Raw genomic sequence first — 21837 nt, 5'->3', positions numbered from 1 at the left:
TAACTGGGTTTTAATGCAAAATCAGTTAGATCGATACCCCTATCGATCTTCCCCCTTTCTTGGCGTGTAGATTTGACCGTTGCGTAGCAGCGCATCGATCACACGCACGAGTTTTCGAGCGGTGAGGACGAGGGCTCGTTTGTGTTGGTGCTTTGGTACTTCCTCATACTTCTTCCGGTAATAGGTGCGAAACGACGCATCATGCCGTTGTACCGAGTTGGCAGCCTCCACTAGGTAGTAACGGAGATAGCGATTGCCGGAACGAATGAGGGAAGTCTCCTCGGCTTGGAACCGACCGGACTGGTGCTTAGACCAAGTCAAACCTGCATACTTTGCTAAGGCGGCTTGGTTGTCAAAGCGCTCGATTTGTCCAATTTCGGCTAAGATGCCAGCGGCGTAGACCGGACCAATGCCGGGAATCGTTTGTAACGTATTTGGGATGCCTTCCAAATGGCGAGTAATCGCTTTATCTAGCTCTTTAATTTGCGCTTGAAGGCTACGGATGGATTGAATCGATAGCCCTAAAAGCAAGTCGATGGAATCCTCGACACATTTGGAAAGCCGATACGACGAACGAGCCGCCTTTTGAATGGACTTGGCGATGCATTCCGGATCGGCAAAGCGATTGCGTCCTTTTTGGCGCAAGAAGTCAGCGAGCTGTTGCACGTCCATCTGACTGATTTCGTCTAAGCTAAACGACTCGAGAAGAAGCTCTAAGATGGCATGTCCGAACACGGAGCTGTCCACCTCTTGGGTAAAGGAACTGCACTTGTAAAACAAGTGTTGGAGGAAGTACTGCTTTTCCCGAGTCAGCTGATGGACGAGATGATAGCGCATGCGCGTGAGCCGTTGAAGGGCGATAAACTGTTCTTGCATGACAGCTGTCACTTTCAAACGGCCAAAGCGAAGCCGATCGGCGATGATCCACGCATCGATGCCGTCCGTTTTATCCAAGTCAGTGTACGCTTCTTTAAATTTGCGAATGAGCTTTGGATTGATGGTAAACACCTTGACATTCCAAGACTTCAGCTCCTCCTGTTGGTGGAAAAACATCGCTGGATGCCAGCTGTAGACCGAAGTGGCTTCCATCCCGATGAGAATTTCGGATGGTTGGAGCTTGTTGGCCCACAGGAGGATTTGATCGCGAAGGAAGGTCGCGCCAAGGAGATGATTGTCCACCTTGAATTGGGCGCACGTGTTTCCTTCTTGATCCATGATACACGTGTATAAGTCCGTTGAGCTCACGTCAATCCCGACGTAGAGTTTCATGAGATCACCTCCAATCGTAGTAGGATCGTGGGGTTGGGACTCTTCGGGATGCCCCCGGACCGCGCCTGTTGACCAGTCACCCTCGCATATGAGAACTCACGTTGGGCCATGGGCTGCCTGGAAGCTGCTCCTTCCAGCATGGGAAACCAACGGGAACAGCCTGCGGGTTAGAAGTCCGAACAGGAGCCGGGGAGACAGACTTTCTAAGTAGTCAAAGCTACAGGAGAGAGAAGAGTGTCCCCGATGATCCTAAGACCATTATCCAAGAACATCGCGAAAAGTCCAACCCCGATGTAGTGCCATCCACGGGGGAGGGGCGCGCCCCTCCCCCGTGGGCAAATCACTTACACATATGCGATTGTCAAGGAGCATATCCAACTGGAAATTCGATTTAAAAATCTTTCTAAACATACTATACGAGGAGGGATAAAGATGGGGAAAGATCGCCAAGAGAGAAAGTTAAAGCAATCGCGACGCGTGGAGTCTGATCGCGATCCTGCGAAAAATTTTAAAGGAAGCACAAAAACAGAAAAATAAGCTTCTACAAACATCAAAAAGGTGCCCCATTTTTTGGGACACCTTTTTCGTTATCGTTGGCTATAACGCGTTGTTTCAATACCTCGCTCGCGCAACCAATGATGCGTTTTTCCGGTAATGACGAGGGGAGCTTTTTGTAAGTCAAAAATCGTTCGAGTACCTAGTGCGGTCATGATGACCGTTAAATCTTCGTGCAACTGATTGATGTCTGCCATAAGTGCGTCCACTCCTTTTTCAATCAAGAGACGCAACATATAGCCCGCCATGCCTACCGCAGAAGCACCAAGAGCAATACATTTGGCCACATCGAGTGCATGTTGTACTCCTCCGCTTCCGATAATGCTTATACGCTGGACTTCGGACGCCACTTCCGCAATCGATGCTGTCGTTGTTATTCCCCATTCGTTAAAGTAATCAAGTTGGTTTTCACGCCGCTTATTTTCAATTTGCGCAAAATTTGTCCCCCCAAATCCACCGACATCAACGGCACACACACCAATATCTTCTAACTTTCGTGCTGTTTCTTTGCTCATTCCAAATCCGACTTCTTTTACGATCACAGGCACATCAACAGCAGAGACAATTTGTTCAATGCGTGAAAGCGCCCCGCAAAAATTGCGATCTCCTTCAGGCATCACTAACTCTTGAACGACATTTAAATGAATTTGAAGCGCATTCGCCTCGATCATATCGATTGCACGTTTCGCCTCGTCAACCGTTGCCTCGCTACCTAAATTGGCGAATACAATACCATGCTTATTGACTTGACGAATAATGGTAAACGACTGTTGCTCTCTCTCATCTTTTAAAGCGACCATCTGCGAACCAACGGCCATGGCTAAGCCATATTCATTTGCGACGTAAGCAAGCTGTTCATTAATTTTTGTCGTCTCCGCACCTCCACCACCCGTCATCGCATTAATAAAAATCGGCGAACGTAAAGAAAGTTCGCCGATTTTTGTTTGTAAATCGATACGGGCAGTGGATATATTCGGCAAGCTATTGTGCACAAATGTAACATCTTCAAATCCGTGCAAGCGGTGCTGTCCTATTGTAAGAGCATATTCAATATGTTGTAATTTTCGTTTTGCACGATCCACTGCAATCACCATTTATTTTAATTTTTTCAGCTGTTCTCCAATCACTTCACCAATTTGAAATCCCGTCGTCGTCTCTGTTGCGGTTGTATATTCACGATAGTCTTCTTGTACGTCATCTTCAAGCAACTCACGAATGCTTAACGACAAACGTTTCTCTTGTTCGTTTACGGCAAGCACTTTAACTTTTACGACATCGCCTTCTTTTAACACTTCGTGCGGCGTTCCGATATGTTTCGTTGAAATTTGCGAAATATGAACAAGCCCTTCTACGCCTGGTAATACTTCGACAAATGCTCCAAATGGCGCCAAACGTTTCACAGTGCCTTCTAACACGTCGCCTTCTTTTATTTTTTGTTCAATGTCATCCCACGGAGCTGGCAATGCCGCTTTCATCGATAAAGAAACGCGACCGCTCTCCTCATCAATGGCAATCACTTTGACTTTCACGACATCGCCTTCTTTTACGACATCTGACGGATGATCTACACGTGCATGAGCAAGCTGAGAAATATGTACAAGACCATCGACATCACCGATATTGACGAATACGCCAAAGTTTGTGATACGCGCAACCGTTCCTTCAAGCACTTGACCAACTTGAAGCGACTGTAATGCGGCTTTCTTTTTCGATGACTCTTCTTCTTCAATAACAGCTCGATGTGATAAGACAACGCGATTTTTTTCGCGGTCAAGCTCAACGACTTTTACCGTTAATGTACGTCCTTTGTAGTCTGTGAAGTCTTCAACAAAATCTTTTTCAACAAGCGAAGCTGGAATAAATGCACGGACACCAACATCCGCTACAAGTCCACCTTTTACAATATCTTTCACGACTACGTTAAACGTGTCGCCATTTGCGAGTTTTCTCTCTAACTCTTCCCATGCTTTTTCGGCATCTGCAGCTTTTTTCGATAAAATAAGTGCTTCATCTTCTACTTTTTTCACTTTTGCAACAACTGCATCTCCGACGGATAGGACATCGCTTGCTTTCTCGATATGAAGGCTTGATAGCTCACTAATTGGAATAATACCAACTCGCTTGCTTCCTTCGACATCGACAAGCACTTGCTTGTCTTCTACTTTCGTCACTTGTCCTTTTACTGTGTCGCCTACTTCGTAGACACGCACATCGACTTGATTCATCTCTTCCATAGTGAATACCTCCTTACACTCCACACCTGCTCAACGACAGAAATATATGTTCAATGGGCGAACACCAATGTGTTCGTCCATTCGACACAAAGAAAAAAATTCCTTTTTCACTAATCTGTATTAAAACGCTCATTTTGTCAAGTCATAACTATTGATGTTCGTTTAAAAGTTGTTGAATATGTTCCATAATAACTGCCGTTACTTCATCGGCGCTCGCTCTTCTTTCCCGCCACGGCGTGAAATCAACGGGCGCACCGTATATGACTTTCAACTTTTTTCCAATACGATAAGGACCGATAATGGCACACGGTACAACAACCGCTTCGCTACGCAACGCAAAAAAACCTGCCCCTGCCAATCCTTTTTTTAATTTTCCATCTTTACTTCGCGTTCCTTCAGGAAATAATCCAAGTACTTTTCCCTCTTTCAGTAAAGCTAAACCCGTTCTTAGTGCTTCACGATCCCCCATTCCACGACGAACAGGAAACGCATGTAAGCGTGAAACGAGTTGTTTTACAACCGGTGTGCGAAACAGTTCTTCTTTTGCCATAAAATGAACAGGGCGCGGACATGTGATACCAACGATCGGTGGATCTAGGTTGCTAATGTGGTTGGCGCAAATAATGACAGCACCTTCTTTTGGAATATGTTCCACTCCGCTTACTTCAATTCGGTAAAGCGGAGTCAGCACTTGTTTTACAACTGTGCGGGCAAACGTGTAAAAACTCACTACCCCTCCACCCTTTCTTGAACGATGCACATAATGCGATCGACCACTTCATCGATCGATAACGATGTTGTATCGATTTCAATCGCGTCTTCTGCTTTTCTTAAGGGAGCAACTGCGCGCTCAGAATCGATTTGATCACGCCGAGCAATTTCTTCTTTTAGCTGCTCGAAGTCAGATGGAATGCCTCTTAAAACGTTTTCTTCATGACGACGTTTCGCGCGTTCTTCAACAGAGGCAAGTAAAAAAATTTTCACTTCAGCATGTGGCAACACGTGCGTACCGATATCGCGGCCGTCCATGACGACACCGCCATGCTGCCCTAGCTCCCGCTGGCGTTTTACCATTTCTTCGCGCACAGCTGGATGTTTTGCTACATACGATACGTTGTTTGTAACATCATTTGTTCGAATAGCTTCGGTAACATTCTCACCATTTGCAAATACAAGTTGTCCACTCGGCGACGGCTTTAATTCAATATATGTATCATGAAGTACATTCATTAATTGTTTTTCGTTATGAACGTCTACACCGCGCTGAAGCGCGCAATATGTTAAGGCGCGATACATCGCCCCTGTATCAATATAGACATAAGATAAAGCTTCTGCTAATCGTTTCGCGACCGTGCTTTTTCCAGCAGCTGCCGGTCCGTCAATCGCGATCGAAATTTTCTTTTCCATAATGCCTCCCGTAAATCATTTTGTTTTCAACAAAAAAGCAGGAATGCTCCTGCTTCTTATATTGTACCATACCGCTTATCGTTGGTCGAATGTTTCAATCGTTTTTGTTTCGGAATTTTTCATGACACCTTCATAATGAACGACTTTTACAATATAAGGAGCCAACGATGAATGAGAAACAATAAATTGAGCAAGGAGTAAAAAAATAAACTGAATGATTGCTAATTTCCATAACATACGTTCAACGTTCTTCACTTCTTTCCCTCCGCACCATTTTATTCTTATTATGGGAGAAGGAGTGCACGTTTATGCGTCAAGTTGCTCCTTTTTTCTTAGTTCAAGTTGTTTTTCAAAACTGTAACGAATTAATGTGAGACGATCAACATCGTTCACTTCCAAAAACTCCAAGGATGCTTTTACGACGTTTTCCTCAAATATACGTACAACACGGGCAGGAAAATGTAAATAATGATAATCTCCTGAACGCATATGTAGCACAAGCCAAATTTCAATGGTCATCCCGTGTTTTATCCCTGTTTCGTGATGAGGTAATACAATTGCTGCCCCACCTGCACTTATGTCGCTTGTGACGGTCGTAAATGGGACAAACTCATTTTGTAACGGATGAATCGCTACATCAACAATCGCATCGACACGCACGAACTGACGACGTTGAATACGAAGAAGTTGATTGTCTCCAGGATATGATAAAATGAGCAACGGAATGTTTCGTTTTGTGCGACCTAGCACTTCCGCTTCAAACGCATACACTGCTTCATCTTCTCCGACAAAACTGACCTTTAGCTGCGTTCCGTCTAACAAAAATGCTGTACGGTTTGTGCTCATATCAATTGGATAATCAATGTAAATTTTCCCGTCTTCTATTTCAGCCACTTTACACTTATACTTTTCCATATGTTCGCTATATTTTAGTTCAAGCGTTAACGGCACCCCAATTTTAACCAATGTGTAAATCCCCCTCACTAAAACATTTCCGTTATACGAAAAATACACCTCATAGCATTTTCAATTTGACAATAACATGATACCATCAAAATGAAAAGAAAAGAATTGGGAACGAGGAAGAAATTATGTGGGCTATTATTTCTGCGGGGATTGCCCCCGGATTAGCGTTGCTCAGTTATTTTTATTTGAAGGACGAATACGAAACCGAACCGTTATCACTTGTTTTACGCATGTTTTTATACGGTGCATTTTTAGTTTTTCCACTTATGTTTATTCAACACGTTTTAAAAGTTGAGCATATGTTGCCCAACCATTTTGTTGAAGCGTTTTTATCAACGGGTTTATTGGAAGAATTTTTTAAATGGTTTGTGTTTTACTATGCCATTTACGATCATCGGGAATTTAATGAACCGTATGATGGCATTGTGTATGGAGTAAGTGTATCGCTCGGGTTTGCTACGCTTGAAAACATTTTATATTTATTTGCCAACGGCGTTGAATTTGCAGTAACCCGCGCGCTTTTACCTGTATCGAGCCATGCGCTATTCGGCGTCATTATGGGTTTTTATTTAGGAAGAGCAAAATTTAGTTTGCCGAAGAAAGAAAAAAATTATATATGGTTGTCTTTCCTTCTCCCATTTTTATTTCACGGCATATACGACTACATTTTATTGACACAAGAACGCTGGATTTATTACATGCTTCCATTTATGATTTTTTTATGGTGGCTCGCTCTACGCAAAGTAAAGCTTGCGAGAGGAATGACAATCGATATGACTCAATCATCAAGCCAAGCGTAACGCTTGGTTTTTTTATGTATAAAAACGTCATTGTGACAAAAAATAGCGTCAAAAGGTATTGTTTACACACCAAGGGAGGAGTCACAATGCGCAAATGGTTCATTTGTTTATTTTTGATCTTTTCGTTCAGCTATACATCGGAGGCTTACGCGTTTTCAAACCAAGTCATTCAACGCGGAGCTGTAGGTGATGATGTTATTGAATTGCAAGCAAGGTTGCAATATCTCGGTTTTTACAGAGGAAAAATTGATGGAGTGTTCGGTTGGCGAACGTATTGGGCGTTACGGAACTTTCAATCCAAATTTAAATTGCCTGTCAATGGTTTGGCAGGAGAAAAAACAAAACGAAAACTTGTACGTGCTTCAAAATATTACAAATCGTTTGTTCATAACAATTTGCGAAAAGGAAACGCCTTTACTCATTACGGTGGCGTTCCGTTAAGCAAACAAGTAAAAGTCCGGCAAACGAAAGCCAAAAATCAAACAACTGCGAAAAAAACGACAAATACACGTAGCAACTCTAAACAAAGAGCCGTAAAACGTGTCAAAGCAGCTGCGGTAAATGTGCCAAACGGGTTTTCCCAAAATGATATACAATTGATGGCCAATGCTGTACACGGGGAAGCACGCGGTGAACCATATATCGGCCAAGTGGCTGTTGCAGCAGTCATTTTAAATCGTATCAATAGCCCTTCGTTTCCAAAAACAGTAGCTGGCGTCATTTTTGAACCCGGAGCGTTTACAGCTGTATCAGACGGACAAATTTGGCTTACTCCGAACGAAACAGCTCGCAGAGCTGTGCTTGATGCGCTAAACGGATGGGATCCATCAGGTGGCGCACTATATTATTTTAATCCAGATACAGCGACAAGCGCTTGGATTTGGAGCCGTCCGCAAATTAAACGAATTGGAAAACACATTTTCTGTAAATAGGAGGGGAGTTTTTTGCTACGAATTTTACTCATTGCAGCACTATCGATTGGCGTTGCTGGAACAGCCTATTGGGGATATCAGGAGCATCAACAAAAAAATGCCATTTTGATTCATGCGGAAAACAATTACCAACGTGCCTTTCATGATTTAACGTATCAAATCGACTTACTTCACGATCAAATTGGGACAACACTTGCAATGAACTCACGTCAATCGTTGTCGCCAGCGCTTGCAGAAGTATGGCGCCTTGCTTCTGAAGCACACGCAACCGTTGGACAGCTCCCACTTTCTCTTTTGCCGTTCAATAAAACAGAAGAATTTTTATCGAATATTGGTTCTTTCAGCTATCGTGTAGCCATTCGCGATTTAGATAAACAGCCGTTAAATGCAGAGGAATATAAAACATTGCAACAACTATACAAAAAATCTGCTGATATTCAACAAGAGTTACGAAACGTACAACATCTTGTATTAGAAAACAACTTGCGCTGGATGGATGTCGAGTTAGCACTTGCGACAAACAATCATCCAAACGACAACACCATTATAAATGGATTTAAGACGGTTGAGAAAAACGTACAATCTTATAATGAAACTGATTTCGGTCCTTCATTTACAAGCGTAGAAAAAAGAGAAAAAGGATTTGAACATATTTCTGGGAAAAAGATTACAAAAGAAGAAGCGAAACAAATTGCAAAAACGTTTCTCGGTTTAAAAGGGAATGAAAAAATCGAAGTCGTTCATAGCGGAGAAGGTGCAAGTGATGCATTTTATAGTGTGACGATTAAAAATCCGAAAACGAAGAGTGAAACGTATATGGATATTACCGAAAAAGGAGGATATCCGATTTGGGTCATTGAAAATCGTCCTGTTAATAAACAAAACATCAGTTTAAACGAAGCGACGATGCGCGGGCTTCAGTTTTTAAAGCAACATAAATTTAACAACTTTGAATTGTACGAAAGCACTCAATATGATCATGTTGCTGTACTCACATTCGTTACGTCGCAAAATGGAGTTCGTATTTACCCCGAGTCGATTAAAATGAAAATCGCGTTAGATGACGGAAACATTATCGGCTTTTCCGCTCGCGATTACTTATCGTCAAAACGTGAACGAACGATTCCAAAACCAGCAATTTCAATTGAGCAAGCGCGCAAAAAAATGAATCCGAATGTTACCATTATGGAAGAAAGAAAGGCGATTATCATGAACAACATGAATGAAGAAGTGCTTTGCTACGAATTTTTAGGAACGCTCGGAGACGACACATATCGCATTTTCATTAATGCACAAAATGGAATCGAAGAAAAAGTAGAAAAACTTCAAAACCCTGAACCGATTTATGGTGAAATATAGGGGGGCTAAACATCCCCCCCTTTTTTTCGTGCTAATAAAAGCGTCCGAACGTTTACTCGGACACTTTTTTCTCTCTTTCGGCGATGCATGCGGCAATGAGGTCACCGTGAAAACGACCGTTTTCAATAAAAATTTCATTGGCGTTATTTCCAGCCGCAATGACGCCTGCAATAAAAATACCTTCCACATTTGTTTCCATCGTTTCTGGATTGTACGTTGGCCGGCCTGTTTCAGCGTCAATATAAACGCCCATTTTCTTTAAAAAATCATGGTCAGGATGATATCCTGTCATCGCAAACACGAAATCGTTTTTTATTTTCTTTTCTTCGCCATTTACTGTATAAATGACCGCGTCTTCTGTAATTTCTTTCACATGTGCATTGAATTCCATCGTGATGACCTCTTGGCGCACAAGGGAGTCAAATTCAGGCAAAATCCATGGTTTAATGCTTGAAGAATATTGGGAACCGCGATATAAAACGGTGACGCGCGCCCCCGCTTTTACAAGTTCTAACGCTGCATCAACGCTTGAATTTTTCCCGCCAATGACGACACAGTCTGTATTGTAGTACGGATGGGCTTCCTTAAAATAATGCGTCACTTTCGGCAAATGCTCCCCAGGTACATTCATATAATTTGGGTTGTCGTAATATCCCGTCGCAATAATGACGTATGTTGCTTCATACGTACCTTTGCTCGTTTCAACAATAAACGAGCCATTCGCTTGCTTCGTTACGCGTTCGACTTTTTCAAATGCATGAACGCGAATGTTTTTTCGAGTGACAACTTCCCGGTAATAAACGAGCGCTTGATTGCGCTTCGGCTTTCGGTTTTCCGTAATAAACGGCACACCGCCAATTTCCAAGCGGTCGCTCGAGCTAAAAAATGTTTGATGTGTCGGATAATGATATAGTGAATTGACGATGTTTCCTTTTTCAATGACAAGCGGGGAAAAGTTTGCGTTTTGTAAAGCAATCGCAGCTGCTAGCCCACATGGTCCTCCACCGACAATAATAATTTGTTCTTTTTTCACTTGACGCTCACCCCAATTAAAAATCTCCTATCATACAATGATAGGAGATTTTTTGCATTCATGCAAATATTAAATCCAACCACGGAAACGGCATGCTTCCGCCATCTTACGTACACCGACCATATATGCCGCTAAGCGCATATCGACGCGACGCGTTTGTGAAGTTTCATATACGTTATTAAACGCTTTCACCATCACTTTTTCCAGCTTTTCTTCCACTTCTTCTTCTGTCCAGTAGTATCCTTGATTGTTTTGCACCCACTCGAAGTAAGAAACTGTTACCCCACCAGCGCTTGCTAAAACATCAGGAACGATTAAAATGCCGCGCTCCGTTAAAATTTCTGTCGCTTCTAACGTCGTCGGACCGTTTGCCGCTTCGACGACGATTTTCGCTTTAATGTTGTGGGCATTTTCTTCTGTAATTTGGTTCTCGATCGCAGCTGGCACTAAAATGTCGCACTCTAGTTCAAGCAACTCTTTGTTTGTAATTGTATTTTTAAACAACTTTGTTACCGTACCAAAGCTGTCGCGACGATCTAATAAGTAATCAATGTCAAGACCGTTCGGATCGTACAAACCGCCGTATGCATCAGAAATGCCGATCACTTTCGCTCCCGCATCGTGCATAAATTTTGCTAAATAGCTTCCTGCGTTACCGAATCCTTGCACAACAACACGCGCGCCTTTTAAGTCGATGCCGCGCTTTTTCGCCGCTTCACGAATGCAAATAGTAACCCCTTTCGCTGTTGCCGTTTCACGACCGTGTGAACCACCAAGTACAAGAGGTTTTCCTGTAATGAATCCCGGCGAGTTAAATTCGTCAATTCGGCTATATTCATCCATCATCCACGCCATAATTTGTGAATTTGTAAACACATCAGGCGCAGGAATATCTTTCGTTGGGCCGACGATTTGGCTAATGGCGCGAACGTAACCGCGACTTAATCGCTCTAATTCACGGAATGACATGGTACGCGGATCGCATACAATTCCACCTTTTCCACCGCCATACGGTAAATCAACAATCCCACATTTTAAACTCATCCAAATAGAAAGTGCTTTCACTTCACGCTCCGTGACGTTCGGGTGAAAGCGAATACCCCCTTTAGTTGGACCGACCGCATCATTATGCTGTGCACGGTAGCCAGTAAACACTTTTACTGAGCCATCGTCCATGCGCACCGGAATTTTCACCGTTAACATGCGCAAAGGCTCTTTTAACAGCTCATACACCTCTTCAGGATATCCGAGCTTTTCAAGCGCTCTATGTATGACGATTTGTGTTGCTCGTAGGACATCATGTTTTTCTTCATTGGTATGCTTTTCGGCTACCATTTGTAAACCTCCCATGACCGTTTGTAAAATATTGTCCGCCTTTCATGTCATAGTATACACTTTCTATGCGTATATGCAAAGAAGTTTTTAGCGATTTTTTGTAATCGTTTTCAAAAAAAAAACGATCATTCACATCGCGATACGAAAGCGATATAATGAACGTACGGTAGAAAGGGGCGAAAAAGATGAAAAAGCGAATTTTATTTTGTTTTGCACATCCTGATGATGAGACGTTTACGGTCGGAGGATTGCTTGCTTCATTAGCGAAGCGTGAGGATGTCGAAACGATCGTATATAGCGCAACGCTTGGCGATGCCGGAAAGTGTGGAAATCCTCCGGTTTGTACGAAAGAAGAGCTCCCACACGTACGTAAAAAGGAATTGGAGCAAGCAGCGGCTGTTTTAGGTGTTGATCATGTCATTACCGATACATATCCCGATGGAAAGCTACCCGAACATGAAGAACAGCTCGTCGATTCCATTCGTCATATTATTGAACAATATAAGCCGACCGTTGTCGTGACATTCCCACCGCATGGTATTTCGGGACATCGAGATCATCAAGCGATTCAACGAGCCACGTATCAAGCAGTAACGTCGATGGATCATATTGTAGAGCAGTTGTATTATGTAACTGTCGTTGGTCGCCCGGATCGTTACGGTGACCCAATCGAAAACATCGATATCGTCTTCACATTCACAGATGAAGAAGCAAAAAAAGTGCGCAAAGCTTTACTTGCCCATCGTACACAACATTTATCCGTTGAACGTGTGTTTCCAGCTGTCCATCATGACTCATTTCATAAATTTCAAAATAAGGAATACTTTATACGTGCATGGGCAAAAGAAGATGAACCACCTTACCCATTTTAAAAAATAACCTTCGCAATAAGCGAAGGTTATTTTTTTACAAAGTATTTATATATTTGGTCAATCGCTTCGTTGGCGATCAATTTTTTGCCGTACTCTTCGACACGATAAATCGTCAATGTCGATGGGCTTCCATATTCAGCTAAAATAGCAACAAAATCATCTGTTGGAATGACAGATTCTGCAAAATGTAAATAAAAGCGTCCTTCATAACTGTAAAGCGAGCCGCCATGACAACCGAGCGAATAAAGACGCGTCGCTAATTGAATGACATCTTCAAACGTTTGAAATTCGAAAAATATATCATCGCTTTCATCTAGCGTGACTTGCATTTCAATATAATCGTCGCTAAACTCGTCTTCCTCATCTGTCATCTCACCTTCGCTCGTTACGATCACGACCATGCCCTGTGCCGGTAAAGAGTACACTTCAACAGCGACCGACCCATTAATTTCAAAGCCGAGCTCCTCACTTGCTTCCTCAATCATATCACGAAATAGTTCATGCACTTTGAACGTATCTTTCCATAAATCTTCTTTCGTTAAACCGCGCTCGACTAAATCGTCAAATGTGAGGAATATTTTAATTTTATTGTAGTTTAAGCGTTCAAGCCGCATAAACATCCCTCCTTACCTACACAGACTCTACTGTTAGCATATGACGAACATGTAGAAATGTTCGTCATATTACTAATGAGTTTACATCGTTTTCTCCCTTTTAGACAAGTATTTTTCATTCGATTTTAACCACTCGTCCCATTGCTCTTTTGACTGCCCGAGAAGATGATCGCCATATTTACTTTTCATTTGTTCATCGACTTCATCAAACGCTCGTCCCCCAATTCCAATACGAACCGCTGGGTATGTTTGTTTCAATTGATCGACGAGTTTTAGCGTCGCTTGTACGTTTTGTTGTAACGTGCACGATAAAAAAATATAACATGGTTTCACTTCATTAATGACAATCAGTAAATCATGATGGTCAATAGTTGCACCTAAATAAATAGTCTCGTATCCTTTTCTGCGCAAATATAACGTAAAAATAAGTAACCCAAGTTCATGCCATTCATTTGGTCCGCAAACGGAAATCGTTTTTGGAAGCAAGCGATTTACAGGAATCATAGAAAACGCCATGCCAAGTCGTGAACGTAAAAAGGCAGAAGCGAAATGTTCATGCGCGCTCGTAATTTTTCCGTTTCCCCATAAATCTCCGATCCGTACAAGAAGCGGGCTTAACAAGTCAAGCGCGACTTTGTCAACCGTATATAAACTAAACGCCTCATTGAGCAATTCATGTGCTTTCCATTCTTCAAACGATAAAAGCGCCTGCAACAACCGTTCGCGAAGCGTAGTAATGTGATCTTCTGCTTGCATGCGCACCTCTGACGGTCGCTGTTCTAACAGTGAAATAGCTTGACTAATCGTGAATCCTTGATTCACTTTATCAACGAGCCATTTCAATATTTGCACTTGTTCCTCTGTATATAGACGATGTCCCGCCTCATTGCGCGGTGGGGCGATAATTTGATAACGGCGCTCCCACGCTCGCAACGTCCCAGGCTGAATACCTAACATGTTTGACACTGCTTTCACATTATATTTTCCTTCTTGCGCTGACATATAAAATCCTCCATCTTTCGCATCATTCTGTCAACATTATAGCGAACATGACGGAGGTGTGTAAATTTTGTATAAGTTTTGCTTAACTTTTCTTATGTTTTAACTCAATCAGATGCGTTTCCGCACGTGCACCGAAACGAAATGGAAGTGTCGTTGTCCCGTATCCGTTGCTCACAAGTAGCATCGTCCCATTTATATTTCGCAAACATCCTTTTTCATATAGCCCAAACGGTCCGAGACGAATTTGTCCGCCATGCGTATGTCCGCTTAAAACGAGCGCAATTTCATGTTGTGGCTTAATTTTTTCAATGATGCGCGGATCGTGGCTAACAAGGATGCGAAAAGTTGTCTGTTCGGCATCGCTTAACGCAAGCTCGAGCCGATCTCGCCTTTTGTTCATATCATCGACACCGAGCAAAGCGATGCGATCACCTTGCTCACTTTCAAACGTAACTGCCGTATTGTCTAATATTTTCACGCCATTTTCAAGCAATAGTGCATCTAACTCATGGTAATCTACTTCGTAATCGTTATTTCCCCAAACAAAATAAACGGGACCGAGCTTTTTCAACAACGCAATATTTCGTTTAACACGCGAAAACGGAACCCCTTTTTCAGTTAAATCGCCGCCGATAATAACAAGATCGACTTTTCCTTTTAATGAGCCAATTAACGTTTTCGATACACGTCGACGATGAATATCTGAAATAAAAAAAATACGAAAGCGAGAAAAGCTTTCTGGAAACGTTGAAAATGGCAATGAATGAAAAATAACACGATTCCGATGCGCTTCGATCCACATGTATACGATAAATGCTACAAATGCTACTACAATATACACCATTTCAACTTTCCCTCTCTTTGTACACACTCATGGACATCATACCATATACGAAAGAAAAGAGGAAAAAAATTGCCGTTTTTTTCACATCAATCATCGCTAATATAAAAAACGTCAGTAATACGCTATACGAAAGAAATTGCTCTTTTCGATTCGTCGGTTCCTTTCGCCATGCTTGTAACGTATGCCAAGTCGCTGCGCGAATGAGGATCGCATTGGAAATGAAACCGATAAAGAAACTAACAAGCGCAAAAAATGTTTTCATTGGATCAAAAATCATATCCGTTAAAAATGTAACTAATACGAACGGCTCGACCGCTGGCGTCCAAGCGATCATAAAATAGCCACATAACAATCCAACAATAAAAAGAAACCACATGTTGCCCCCTCCCTTCTTCAACATATGAAGCGAGAGAGTGTGTGGTCACTTATTTTCATGATAAAGCGTGATATCATATGTTTCTTTCATCCACTCGTAAAGAACATGCCTTTTTTCCCACGTTCGTTTTTCAAGTAATTCGCTACTTTTTTGAATGAACTCACAGCGGAGTGCATGGAAATCTTGCTCCGCTTTATCACTTTTCTTTTTACAAAATGAAACAAACCAACCAAGCGATCCAACGAATGCAGTAAACCAAAGAATGCGTTCATCATCAATCGCTGCTACAATCATTCGTTCTGTAGACGAATGATTTGGAATAACAACCGTTTGGTATATATACAATCCAAATAAAGCGAGTGAAAACAAAAACAAAATGAACGACCACTTCATTCTTTTTTTCATGTCTTCCCATTCTCTTTTATGCGTTATCATTCGTTGTAAAATCGCCTTTGTCACTTCATCTAATTCAATTGGGAAAATCATAGCCACCCCTGCCGATCGTGTTTTACTACGATTGTATGTCCATCGACAAAGTGGTATACCTTATTTTCCATTCATATTTGGAATTTTTAACACTTGTCCTTTTTGTAGTTTCATGCTCGTTAAATGATTCCATTCTTTAATGAGGTCCATTCCTTTTTCATTTCCGTAATATTTCATCGCAATGCTATATAACGTTTCATTTTCTTGTACGGTATGATAAATAAAAGATGATTCTGTTTCATTCGATTCTTGTTCCTCTTCTTTTGCTTCGTTTTCAAGCGGTTTTTGTTGTGGCTTATGCCCTTTTTGTTGATCGACATCAATAGTCTCATAGCTTTCATCATCAATCGTCACGACTTGGACGGGACGCTTCTCAACTAAGTGATATATGCTGTAAATGGAAATCGGCAATAAAACGAAAAAGAGCGCAAGAATGCGAACGAGTGGATGTTTAACTTTCCATTTCGTTTTTTTCTTTTTATGCACTTCGCTGCGCGGTGGCAACTGAAGCTCATCTTCTTGTTGCTCACTTATATTCTCCATTTTTTTACGTAAATTTTCTGCTTGATCTTCACGCATCGTTTGTCACCTCCTTTGTACGATACCGGATGTGTAACGCTAAAATAAAATCAATGAGAAAGTGGGCAAAAATCGTGACCCATAAATTGCTTGTCCATTCATAGATAAGTCCAATCCAAAAGCTTAAACTAACGACAGCCAGAAGAAGGAGCCATTTTCGCCAATAACGAATATGCAATAGAGAGAAAATGATGCTTGCGAAAAATAGGCCGACATGCGTCTGAATGACACCACGAAACAATAGCTCTTCACAAAATGCAATGACCATAGTCATGATAAAAATGTGCGGTACCGAACGTGAACGAAATAATTTTTCATTGATTCCACCATCATCATACCATTGTTCAGGTGCATACTGAATAAGTAAAAAATCTACAAAAAGAACGAGCGCCGCACAACCGCTACCGTACAATAGTATTTCCCGTATATCCCACTGCCACATCGAAAAGAAGGTCGCAGGCGTAAATAAAAATACACTTAAAATGAGCGCAATAAGAAAAATAAGCGCTTGTGTTACATATAGATGATAAACGATTTCTTCATCGTTCATTTGACTAGCTATCTCCATTTGTTTTTTAATCATTTGTCCTCACCTTTATTGCAAACATGGAACAGAGCTCTTCCTGCCACGGGCGCAAATGTATTTGTTGAATATGTTTTACAGGAGCGTTTACGTATATATCAGCGCCACACCGGTCACAACAACGCTCATTCAGAAGTGGTTGTTGCTCAAAATATGAAAGCATCGTACGCCGACGACAAGTTTGTTCGTTTATCCATCGTTGCATAAATACCCATTTTTTTATTTTTTCTTGTTTTCTTTGTTCTATATGGGCGTATAGTTGATTAGCTAAAGTGTGTATATCTTCTTGCATATTCATTTGTTCTAGCCAATACAATAAAAGACGTTGTTGTACGTCTGTTAACCCCATTTCCTTCCGCCCGTGGCGTAGAACGTCCAATGCATAGACAATTTGTTCTTTTGTTGGAAATTCCATATCGATCATCAATTGTCCCATTTGTTCATCGCCTGAGGCATGCAATAATATGGCAATACTTTCGTTTCCATCGCGCCCAGCGCGCCCAACTTCTTGCCAATATGCTTCTGGTTGTGTCGGCAAGTGAAAATGGATAACAAAGCGAACGTTCGATTTATCAACACCCATTCCAAACGCATTTGTACAACAAATGACGTCTAACTGATCATAAACGAACTGTTGTTGAATAAGAAGTCGCTGTTCACCATCCATCCCTCCATGATAATAGCTTACGCGATGATCCTCACGAAGCACTTCTGCTAATGTTTCTGCCCATTGTCGACTAGCTACATACACAATTCCCGGTTTAGGTAACGTGGCGACAAGCTGTTTTAACGCCTTGATTTTTTCTTCTACCGTTTGAACATATTGCACGTATAAACAAATATTTGGGCGATCGAGCGGGTATATATGTTGCTTCGCGTCGTCGAGTTTAAGCGTCGTTACAATATCAGCGATAACTTGACGTGTAGCTGTAGCCGTTAACGCTAAACATGGCGGATTGCCGAGCGTTTGGCGAAGAAGACCGAGCTTTAAAAAGTCAGGGCGAAAATCATGTCCCCATTGTGAAATACAATGTGCTTCATCTACGACAAACAACGAAATGTTTATGCGTGTTAACGCTTCGATAAGTAAAGGGGATTGTAAAATTTCAGGCGAAGCATAAATAAAACGATACGATGCTAACTCACGCAACACATCTCGTTTTTCGCGATAAGACAGAAAACGATTGAGCGCTACAACACGTTTTTCACCACGATTTCTAAGCTGCTGTACTTGATCTTCCATAAGCGAAATGAGTGGGGAAGTAATTAACACACTGCCGTTTAATATATAACCCGGGAGCTGATAACAAAGCGACTTTCCACCACCGGTCGGAAGCATAGCAACACAATTTCGTCCATTCAGCACATCTTCAATAATTTCTCTTTGCCCCATGCGAAACGAATCGTAACCAAATCGTTCCTTTAATATGTTAAGCATCTTCCCCCTCCCACCTTGCCAACGCAAGCCGAATTTCAAAATAAGAAACGTCTTGTAACACTTCTTTTATCGCCCGTAATTTTTTCGTTTGTAATTTTTGTGCTTGTTGAATAATGCGCTCGCGTTTATTCTCCTCTAAAAACGGCGTCGTCACAAACGTTGGAATATATGTAGCGATTTCGACAATATGATCTTCAATCGTTCCTTTTTTCAATCCACGCAACTCGACAATTTGTTCAAGTGAATATCCTTCCTTTAGCAATTCCCATGTTTTTTGAGCGGAATTCGTTAATTGGACACGTTTCTGTTCCCGCAGTGAAAAAAGAAGCGGAAATTTTTCCTTTTCTTTTTCCGTCATGTCAAGCATAAAATGAAGAACATTTTGAAACGATAACAAAACCGCCACATCTTCTTCCTTTATGGCATAGGCAATTTGTTCGTTCGTCCATCCGATACGCTCATGACTTGTCAACCGCCAAACGAAAATATTAGCATCTTTCTCCTCTACACAACGAAGTAGCTCGTACATTTCTTCATATAATAAACGAGCGAGCGCTTGTATATGTTTGTGTTGCAACAACCATCGCTTCACAAACGATTGAATGTGTTCATCGCGATGTACAGGCTCAAATGATGTACGATGAATGATATTTGCAATCGTTTGAATAAGTAAAGACAACCTTTTCCAAAACAAAGAAGATTCATTCATATACTTCCATCCATCAATGTAAGGAGGAAGGATAAAGCGCCGAAGTTTCTCTTTTCCACTTGCGGTTGTGCAATATATGTGTTCGTCCACTTGGGAAATCAGTCCATCCATCTCTAATGCTCGTGTGACGTCAAATAAACGAGTACGGTCAATTGGTACCGTCCCAAATAGACGACTAACATCATACCATTTACTATCTTGTAACGTTTGTGCTGTTTTTTTGCCATTCAGTAAATGATCGATCGCAGCGAGCGACCGTTCTCCCCGAAATCGGTCGATACAAAATAAAACGATGTGTTGTAACATGCGACATTCACTCCATTTTCCCTTTCATTTTACCAGATTAAGCGAAGCAATGTGAGGGAAAACTGTGTACTGATAAGCATTTTCATTGGAGTTTTTTATTGAAAAGTTACCGCAACACATTTATTATAAAAGTGTGAGGAATACGTTTCCAACGTTTCATATGAAACGATTGGTTCCATATAATTAAGGAGGGTCATTGTATGCCGAAGTACACGATTGTTGACAAAGAAACATGTATTGCCTGTGGTGCATGTGGAGCAGCTGCACCTGATATTTACGATTACGATGATGAAGGTATCGCTTACGTAACATTAGACGACAACCAAGGCATTGTCGAAGTACCAGACGTATTAATTGACGATATGATGGATGCGTTTGAAGGCTGTCCAACAGACTCGATCAAAGTCGCGGACGAGCCATTTGATGGCGATCCAAACAAATTTGAATAAAAACGTCTAAGGGCAAACTTCACGTGAAGCTTGCCCTTTTCTTTCGTGTATGAGTAAAATGTTTGTGGGAGAAAAAAAGACAGGTTCCTGATTTGGTATAATAAGGAACCTGTCAGATATGTAAGCAAAATAGATGAAAAACGGGCTCTCCTCCTGGTAAGGTAGTAAGTGTGAAAAAAAAATACAACCAAAGAAAGGAGTGGAGCCCATGCAGGATTATATCACAAACGGCTTGACATTAAAAGAGATCGAACAGTCTTTATTTAGACATATGCAAAAACAATATGGTCATCTCCTTCAACAGGTGTTGGAGGAGATCGACCGCACATTGGCAGAACAGCGGGACAAGAAACGATATGCGCTCAAAGATAAGCGGACGATCCGACTCCAAACGCTATTTGGAGAGGTGGAAGTGAAGCGAAACTACTACTTTGACCGTGAAAAAAAGGTGTATACGTCTTTACTCGATGTCTTTCTCCAGTTCGATGGGGCGCATGGAGTGAGTCCGCTATTAGAGGAGACAGCGATTCATCTCGCCGTGACGGGTTCTTCGTATCGACAGGCTGCGCAGTCGCTTGAAAAGCTGGTGGGGTATGCATGTATGAGTCACGAAACGATTCGCCAGTCCATCATCGAGGCAGAGGTGGAAGGGCACCGTGCGATGGAGAAAAAAGGGCGCGTGTTTTTTATCGAAGCAGACGGGTTGTACGTGAAACGTCAACGAAGCCGCATCAAAGGAAAAGAAGAAAAGATCATCACGATTCACCAAGGATGGGAGAAAAACGGGAAACGCGTATCCTTAGTGAATCGACGGTATATGGTTCATCAAACGAATGAACCGATTTGGGAAGCTGTAGAGAATTTTCTGATGAAGGAATACAGCTATGATCCGTTTGAGGATTGGGTGGTCATCAATGGAGATGGAGCCCCATGGATTACAGCGTGTCGAGAATATTTCGGGGACAGGGGGTACTTTCAGCTTGATCGGTTCCATGTGGCAAGAGAGATTCGTCAATTGTTCCGAGGTCATGCGAGATATCGGGTGATTCGAAAGAAGTTAGCATCATGGGATGAAGAAGGTGTGTTACGAGAACTCACAAGTGCCATCGGTACGTTAGAACATGAGGAGAAGGAAAAGCAACTCGAGGCGCTTGTTCGTCGAATCGAGGAGATGCCAGGATGTTTACGTGACTATCGCGTATGGTTGAAGGAAAAAGGGATTGACACGACAAACATGAGGGCGATGGGGAGTGCGGAAGGAACGATGCATGTGTTTGCGAAACGAAGTAAAAACGGTCGAAGTTGGAGGGATGCAGGGATTGAAGCGATGTTGCGAGCGATCGTCGCGATAAAAGATACGTTACTCATTCGGACACGCGATGGAGTGATGTATGGCGTGGAAGAACGAGAAGAAACGAAACGAGAAACGATCGTGAAAAAGGCACTGAAGCGCGTGCAAACGCAAATGACAGAAGTGGTACGAGATAACATCCCATACCTTCGCCAATCTTCAGGGACACCGATTTACGAGGCATTGCAAGCATTGAAAGGTTTTTAAAACGAGAGAAAACGCACATACCTACAGGATGAGAGTAAGTAAAAGCGCTTACATATAACGATTTTATAAAACCATATATAACCAAAAAAATCGGTCGAGAAAAAAATCTCCCACAAAGTCTTGACTCAAAC

25 protein-coding genes are annotated in these 21837 nt (G+C 42.0%); 7 read left to right on the top strand and 18 right to left on the bottom strand.

Annotated features, from left to right (window positions below):
- Positions 1-39: 39 nt before the first annotated feature.
- Positions 40-1269 (bottom strand): IS110 family transposase, encoded by a 1230-nt coding sequence (locus NSS60_RS06175; RefSeq protein WP_064214420.1) that lies wholly within the window; start codon positions 1267-1269, stop codon positions 40-42.
- A gap of 432 nt (positions 1270-1701) precedes the next feature.
- Here NSS60_RS06175 and NSS60_RS06170 point away from each other — a divergent pair, with 432 nt between their 5' ends.
- On the top strand, positions 1702-1806 hold the full coding sequence (locus tag NSS60_RS06170) for a YpzI family protein (RefSeq protein WP_088223253.1): 105 nt from the start codon (positions 1702-1704) through the stop codon (positions 1804-1806).
- Between the two features lie 50 nt (positions 1807-1856).
- Here the strand turns inward: NSS60_RS06170 and fni are convergent, their stop codons facing one another.
- The 6 genes from fni to NSS60_RS06140 form a co-directional block, all read right to left on the bottom strand.
- On the bottom strand, positions 1857-2906 hold the full coding sequence (gene fni / locus NSS60_RS06165) for a type 2 isopentenyl-diphosphate Delta-isomerase (RefSeq protein ID WP_064214476.1): 1050 nt from the start codon (positions 2904-2906) through the stop codon (positions 1857-1859).
- Positions 2907-2918: 12 nt separating this feature from the next.
- A complete protein-coding gene (rpsA, locus tag NSS60_RS06160; protein WP_064214468.1) occupies positions 2919-4058 on the bottom strand; it encodes a 30S ribosomal protein S1 in 1140 nt (379 codons plus the stop codon).
- Between the two features lie 148 nt (positions 4059-4206).
- Positions 4207-4788, bottom strand: coding sequence for a lysophospholipid acyltransferase family protein (locus NSS60_RS06155; RefSeq protein WP_004889813.1), 582 nt, complete (start codon positions 4786-4788; stop codon positions 4207-4209).
- Entirely contained in the window at positions 4788-5465 is a 678-nt protein-coding gene (gene cmk, locus NSS60_RS06150; protein ID WP_064214469.1) for a (d)CMP kinase, read from the bottom strand. Before cmk ends, NSS60_RS06155 begins: the two co-directional genes overlap by 1 nt.
- 75 nt (positions 5466-5540) lie before the next feature.
- Positions 5541-5720, bottom strand: coding sequence for a YpfB family protein (locus tag NSS60_RS06145; protein WP_035018578.1), 180 nt, complete (start codon positions 5718-5720; stop codon positions 5541-5543).
- A gap of 51 nt (positions 5721-5771) precedes the next feature.
- Positions 5772-6431: a flagellar brake protein gene (locus NSS60_RS06140; protein WP_004889809.1), complete on the bottom strand. Its 660-nt coding sequence runs from the start codon at positions 6429-6431 to the stop codon at positions 5772-5774.
- 125 nt (positions 6432-6556) lie between these two features.
- Between NSS60_RS06140 and prsW the strand changes: the two genes are divergently transcribed.
- The 3 genes from prsW (at position 6557) to ypeB (ending at position 9522) form a co-directional block, all read left to right on the top strand.
- On the top strand, positions 6557-7231 hold the full coding sequence (prsW, locus tag NSS60_RS06135; protein WP_340720733.1) for a glutamic-type intramembrane protease PrsW: 675 nt from the start codon (positions 6557-6559) through the stop codon (positions 7229-7231).
- An 86-nt stretch (positions 7232-7317) separates the two neighbouring features.
- A complete protein-coding gene (gene sleB, locus NSS60_RS06130) occupies positions 7318-8163 on the top strand; it encodes a spore cortex-lytic enzyme (protein WP_340720732.1) in 846 nt (281 codons plus the stop codon).
- Between the two features lie 12 nt (positions 8164-8175).
- Positions 8176-9522, top strand: a complete 1347-nt coding sequence (gene ypeB / locus NSS60_RS06125) for a germination protein YpeB (protein WP_340720731.1) — start codon at positions 8176-8178, stop codon at positions 9520-9522.
- A 52-nt stretch (positions 9523-9574) separates the two neighbouring features.
- On the opposite strand, the gene NSS60_RS06120 is transcribed toward ypeB, so the two are convergent.
- A complete protein-coding gene (locus tag NSS60_RS06120) occupies positions 9575-10555 on the bottom strand; it encodes a YpdA family putative bacillithiol disulfide reductase (RefSeq protein WP_340720730.1) in 981 nt (326 codons plus the stop codon).
- Between the two features lie 69 nt (positions 10556-10624).
- A complete protein-coding gene (locus NSS60_RS06115; protein WP_077428632.1) occupies positions 10625-11890 on the bottom strand; it encodes a Glu/Leu/Phe/Val family dehydrogenase in 1266 nt (421 codons plus the stop codon).
- A 185-nt stretch (positions 11891-12075) separates the two neighbouring features.
- Between NSS60_RS06115 and NSS60_RS06110 the strand changes: the two genes are divergently transcribed.
- Positions 12076-12762, top strand: a complete 687-nt coding sequence (locus tag NSS60_RS06110; protein WP_340720729.1) for a PIG-L deacetylase family protein — start codon at positions 12076-12078, stop codon at positions 12760-12762.
- A 26-nt stretch (positions 12763-12788) separates the two neighbouring features.
- On the opposite strand, the gene NSS60_RS06105 is transcribed toward NSS60_RS06110, so the two are convergent.
- From NSS60_RS06105 to NSS60_RS06065, 9 genes are all read right to left on the bottom strand, one after another.
- A complete protein-coding gene (locus NSS60_RS06105; protein WP_339173786.1) occupies positions 12789-13376 on the bottom strand; it encodes a genetic competence negative regulator in 588 nt (195 codons plus the stop codon).
- A gap of 81 nt (positions 13377-13457) precedes the next feature.
- Positions 13458-14378: a MerR family transcriptional regulator gene (locus NSS60_RS06100; protein WP_340720728.1), complete on the bottom strand. Its 921-nt coding sequence runs from the start codon at positions 14376-14378 to the stop codon at positions 13458-13460.
- A gap of 82 nt (positions 14379-14460) precedes the next feature.
- Complete coding sequence (locus tag NSS60_RS06095; RefSeq protein ID WP_340720727.1) at positions 14461-15222, bottom strand: metallophosphoesterase; 762 nt, start codon at positions 15220-15222, stop codon at positions 14461-14463.
- A 1-nt stretch (position 15223) separates the two neighbouring features.
- Complete coding sequence (locus tag NSS60_RS06090; RefSeq protein ID WP_340720726.1) at positions 15224-15598, bottom strand: hypothetical protein; 375 nt, start codon at positions 15596-15598, stop codon at positions 15224-15226.
- 45 nt (positions 15599-15643) lie between these two features.
- On the bottom strand, positions 15644-16084 hold the full coding sequence (locus tag NSS60_RS06085) for a YpbF family protein (protein ID WP_004889791.1): 441 nt from the start codon (positions 16082-16084) through the stop codon (positions 15644-15646).
- 60 nt (positions 16085-16144) lie between these two features.
- Positions 16145-16663 carry a LysM peptidoglycan-binding domain-containing protein gene (locus NSS60_RS06080; RefSeq protein ID WP_004889790.1) on the bottom strand — a complete coding sequence of 173 codons (519 nt, stop codon included), beginning with the start codon at positions 16661-16663 and terminating at the stop codon, positions 16145-16147.
- Complete coding sequence (locus NSS60_RS06075) at positions 16656-17246, bottom strand: CPBP family intramembrane glutamic endopeptidase (protein ID WP_004889789.1); 591 nt, start codon at positions 17244-17246, stop codon at positions 16656-16658. Before NSS60_RS06075 ends, NSS60_RS06080 begins: the two co-directional genes overlap by 8 nt.
- Positions 17239-18684, bottom strand: a complete 1446-nt coding sequence (locus NSS60_RS06070; RefSeq protein ID WP_340720725.1) for a RecQ family ATP-dependent DNA helicase — start codon at positions 18682-18684, stop codon at positions 17239-17241. The genes NSS60_RS06075 and NSS60_RS06070 overlap by 8 nt, the downstream gene beginning before the upstream one ends.
- Positions 18677-19699 carry a helix-turn-helix domain-containing protein gene (locus tag NSS60_RS06065; protein WP_004889786.1) on the bottom strand — a complete coding sequence of 341 codons (1023 nt, stop codon included), beginning with the start codon at positions 19697-19699 and terminating at the stop codon, positions 18677-18679. Before NSS60_RS06065 ends, NSS60_RS06070 begins: the two co-directional genes overlap by 8 nt.
- A gap of 200 nt (positions 19700-19899) precedes the next feature.
- On the opposite strand from NSS60_RS06065, the gene NSS60_RS06060 reads away from it, so the two are divergent.
- Together NSS60_RS06060 and NSS60_RS06055 are read left to right on the top strand one after the other, a co-directional pair.
- Positions 19900-20148 carry a ferredoxin gene (locus NSS60_RS06060; protein ID WP_003394452.1) on the top strand — a complete coding sequence of 83 codons (249 nt, stop codon included), beginning with the start codon at positions 19900-19902 and terminating at the stop codon, positions 20146-20148.
- A gap of 208 nt (positions 20149-20356) precedes the next feature.
- Complete coding sequence (locus NSS60_RS06055) at positions 20357-21706, top strand: ISLre2 family transposase (protein WP_088223306.1); 1350 nt, start codon at positions 20357-20359, stop codon at positions 21704-21706.
- Positions 21707-21837: the final 131 nt, after the last annotated feature.

The sequence above is a fragment of the Anoxybacillus sp. FSL W8-0382 genome (genome assembly GCF_038003845.1).
Classification (GTDB): Bacteria; Bacillota; Bacilli; order Bacillales; family Anoxybacillaceae; genus Anoxybacillus; species Anoxybacillus flavithermus_G.
Note: the sequence above shows the minus strand (reverse complement) of the source record. Positions and strands in the feature narration are given on the sequence as shown.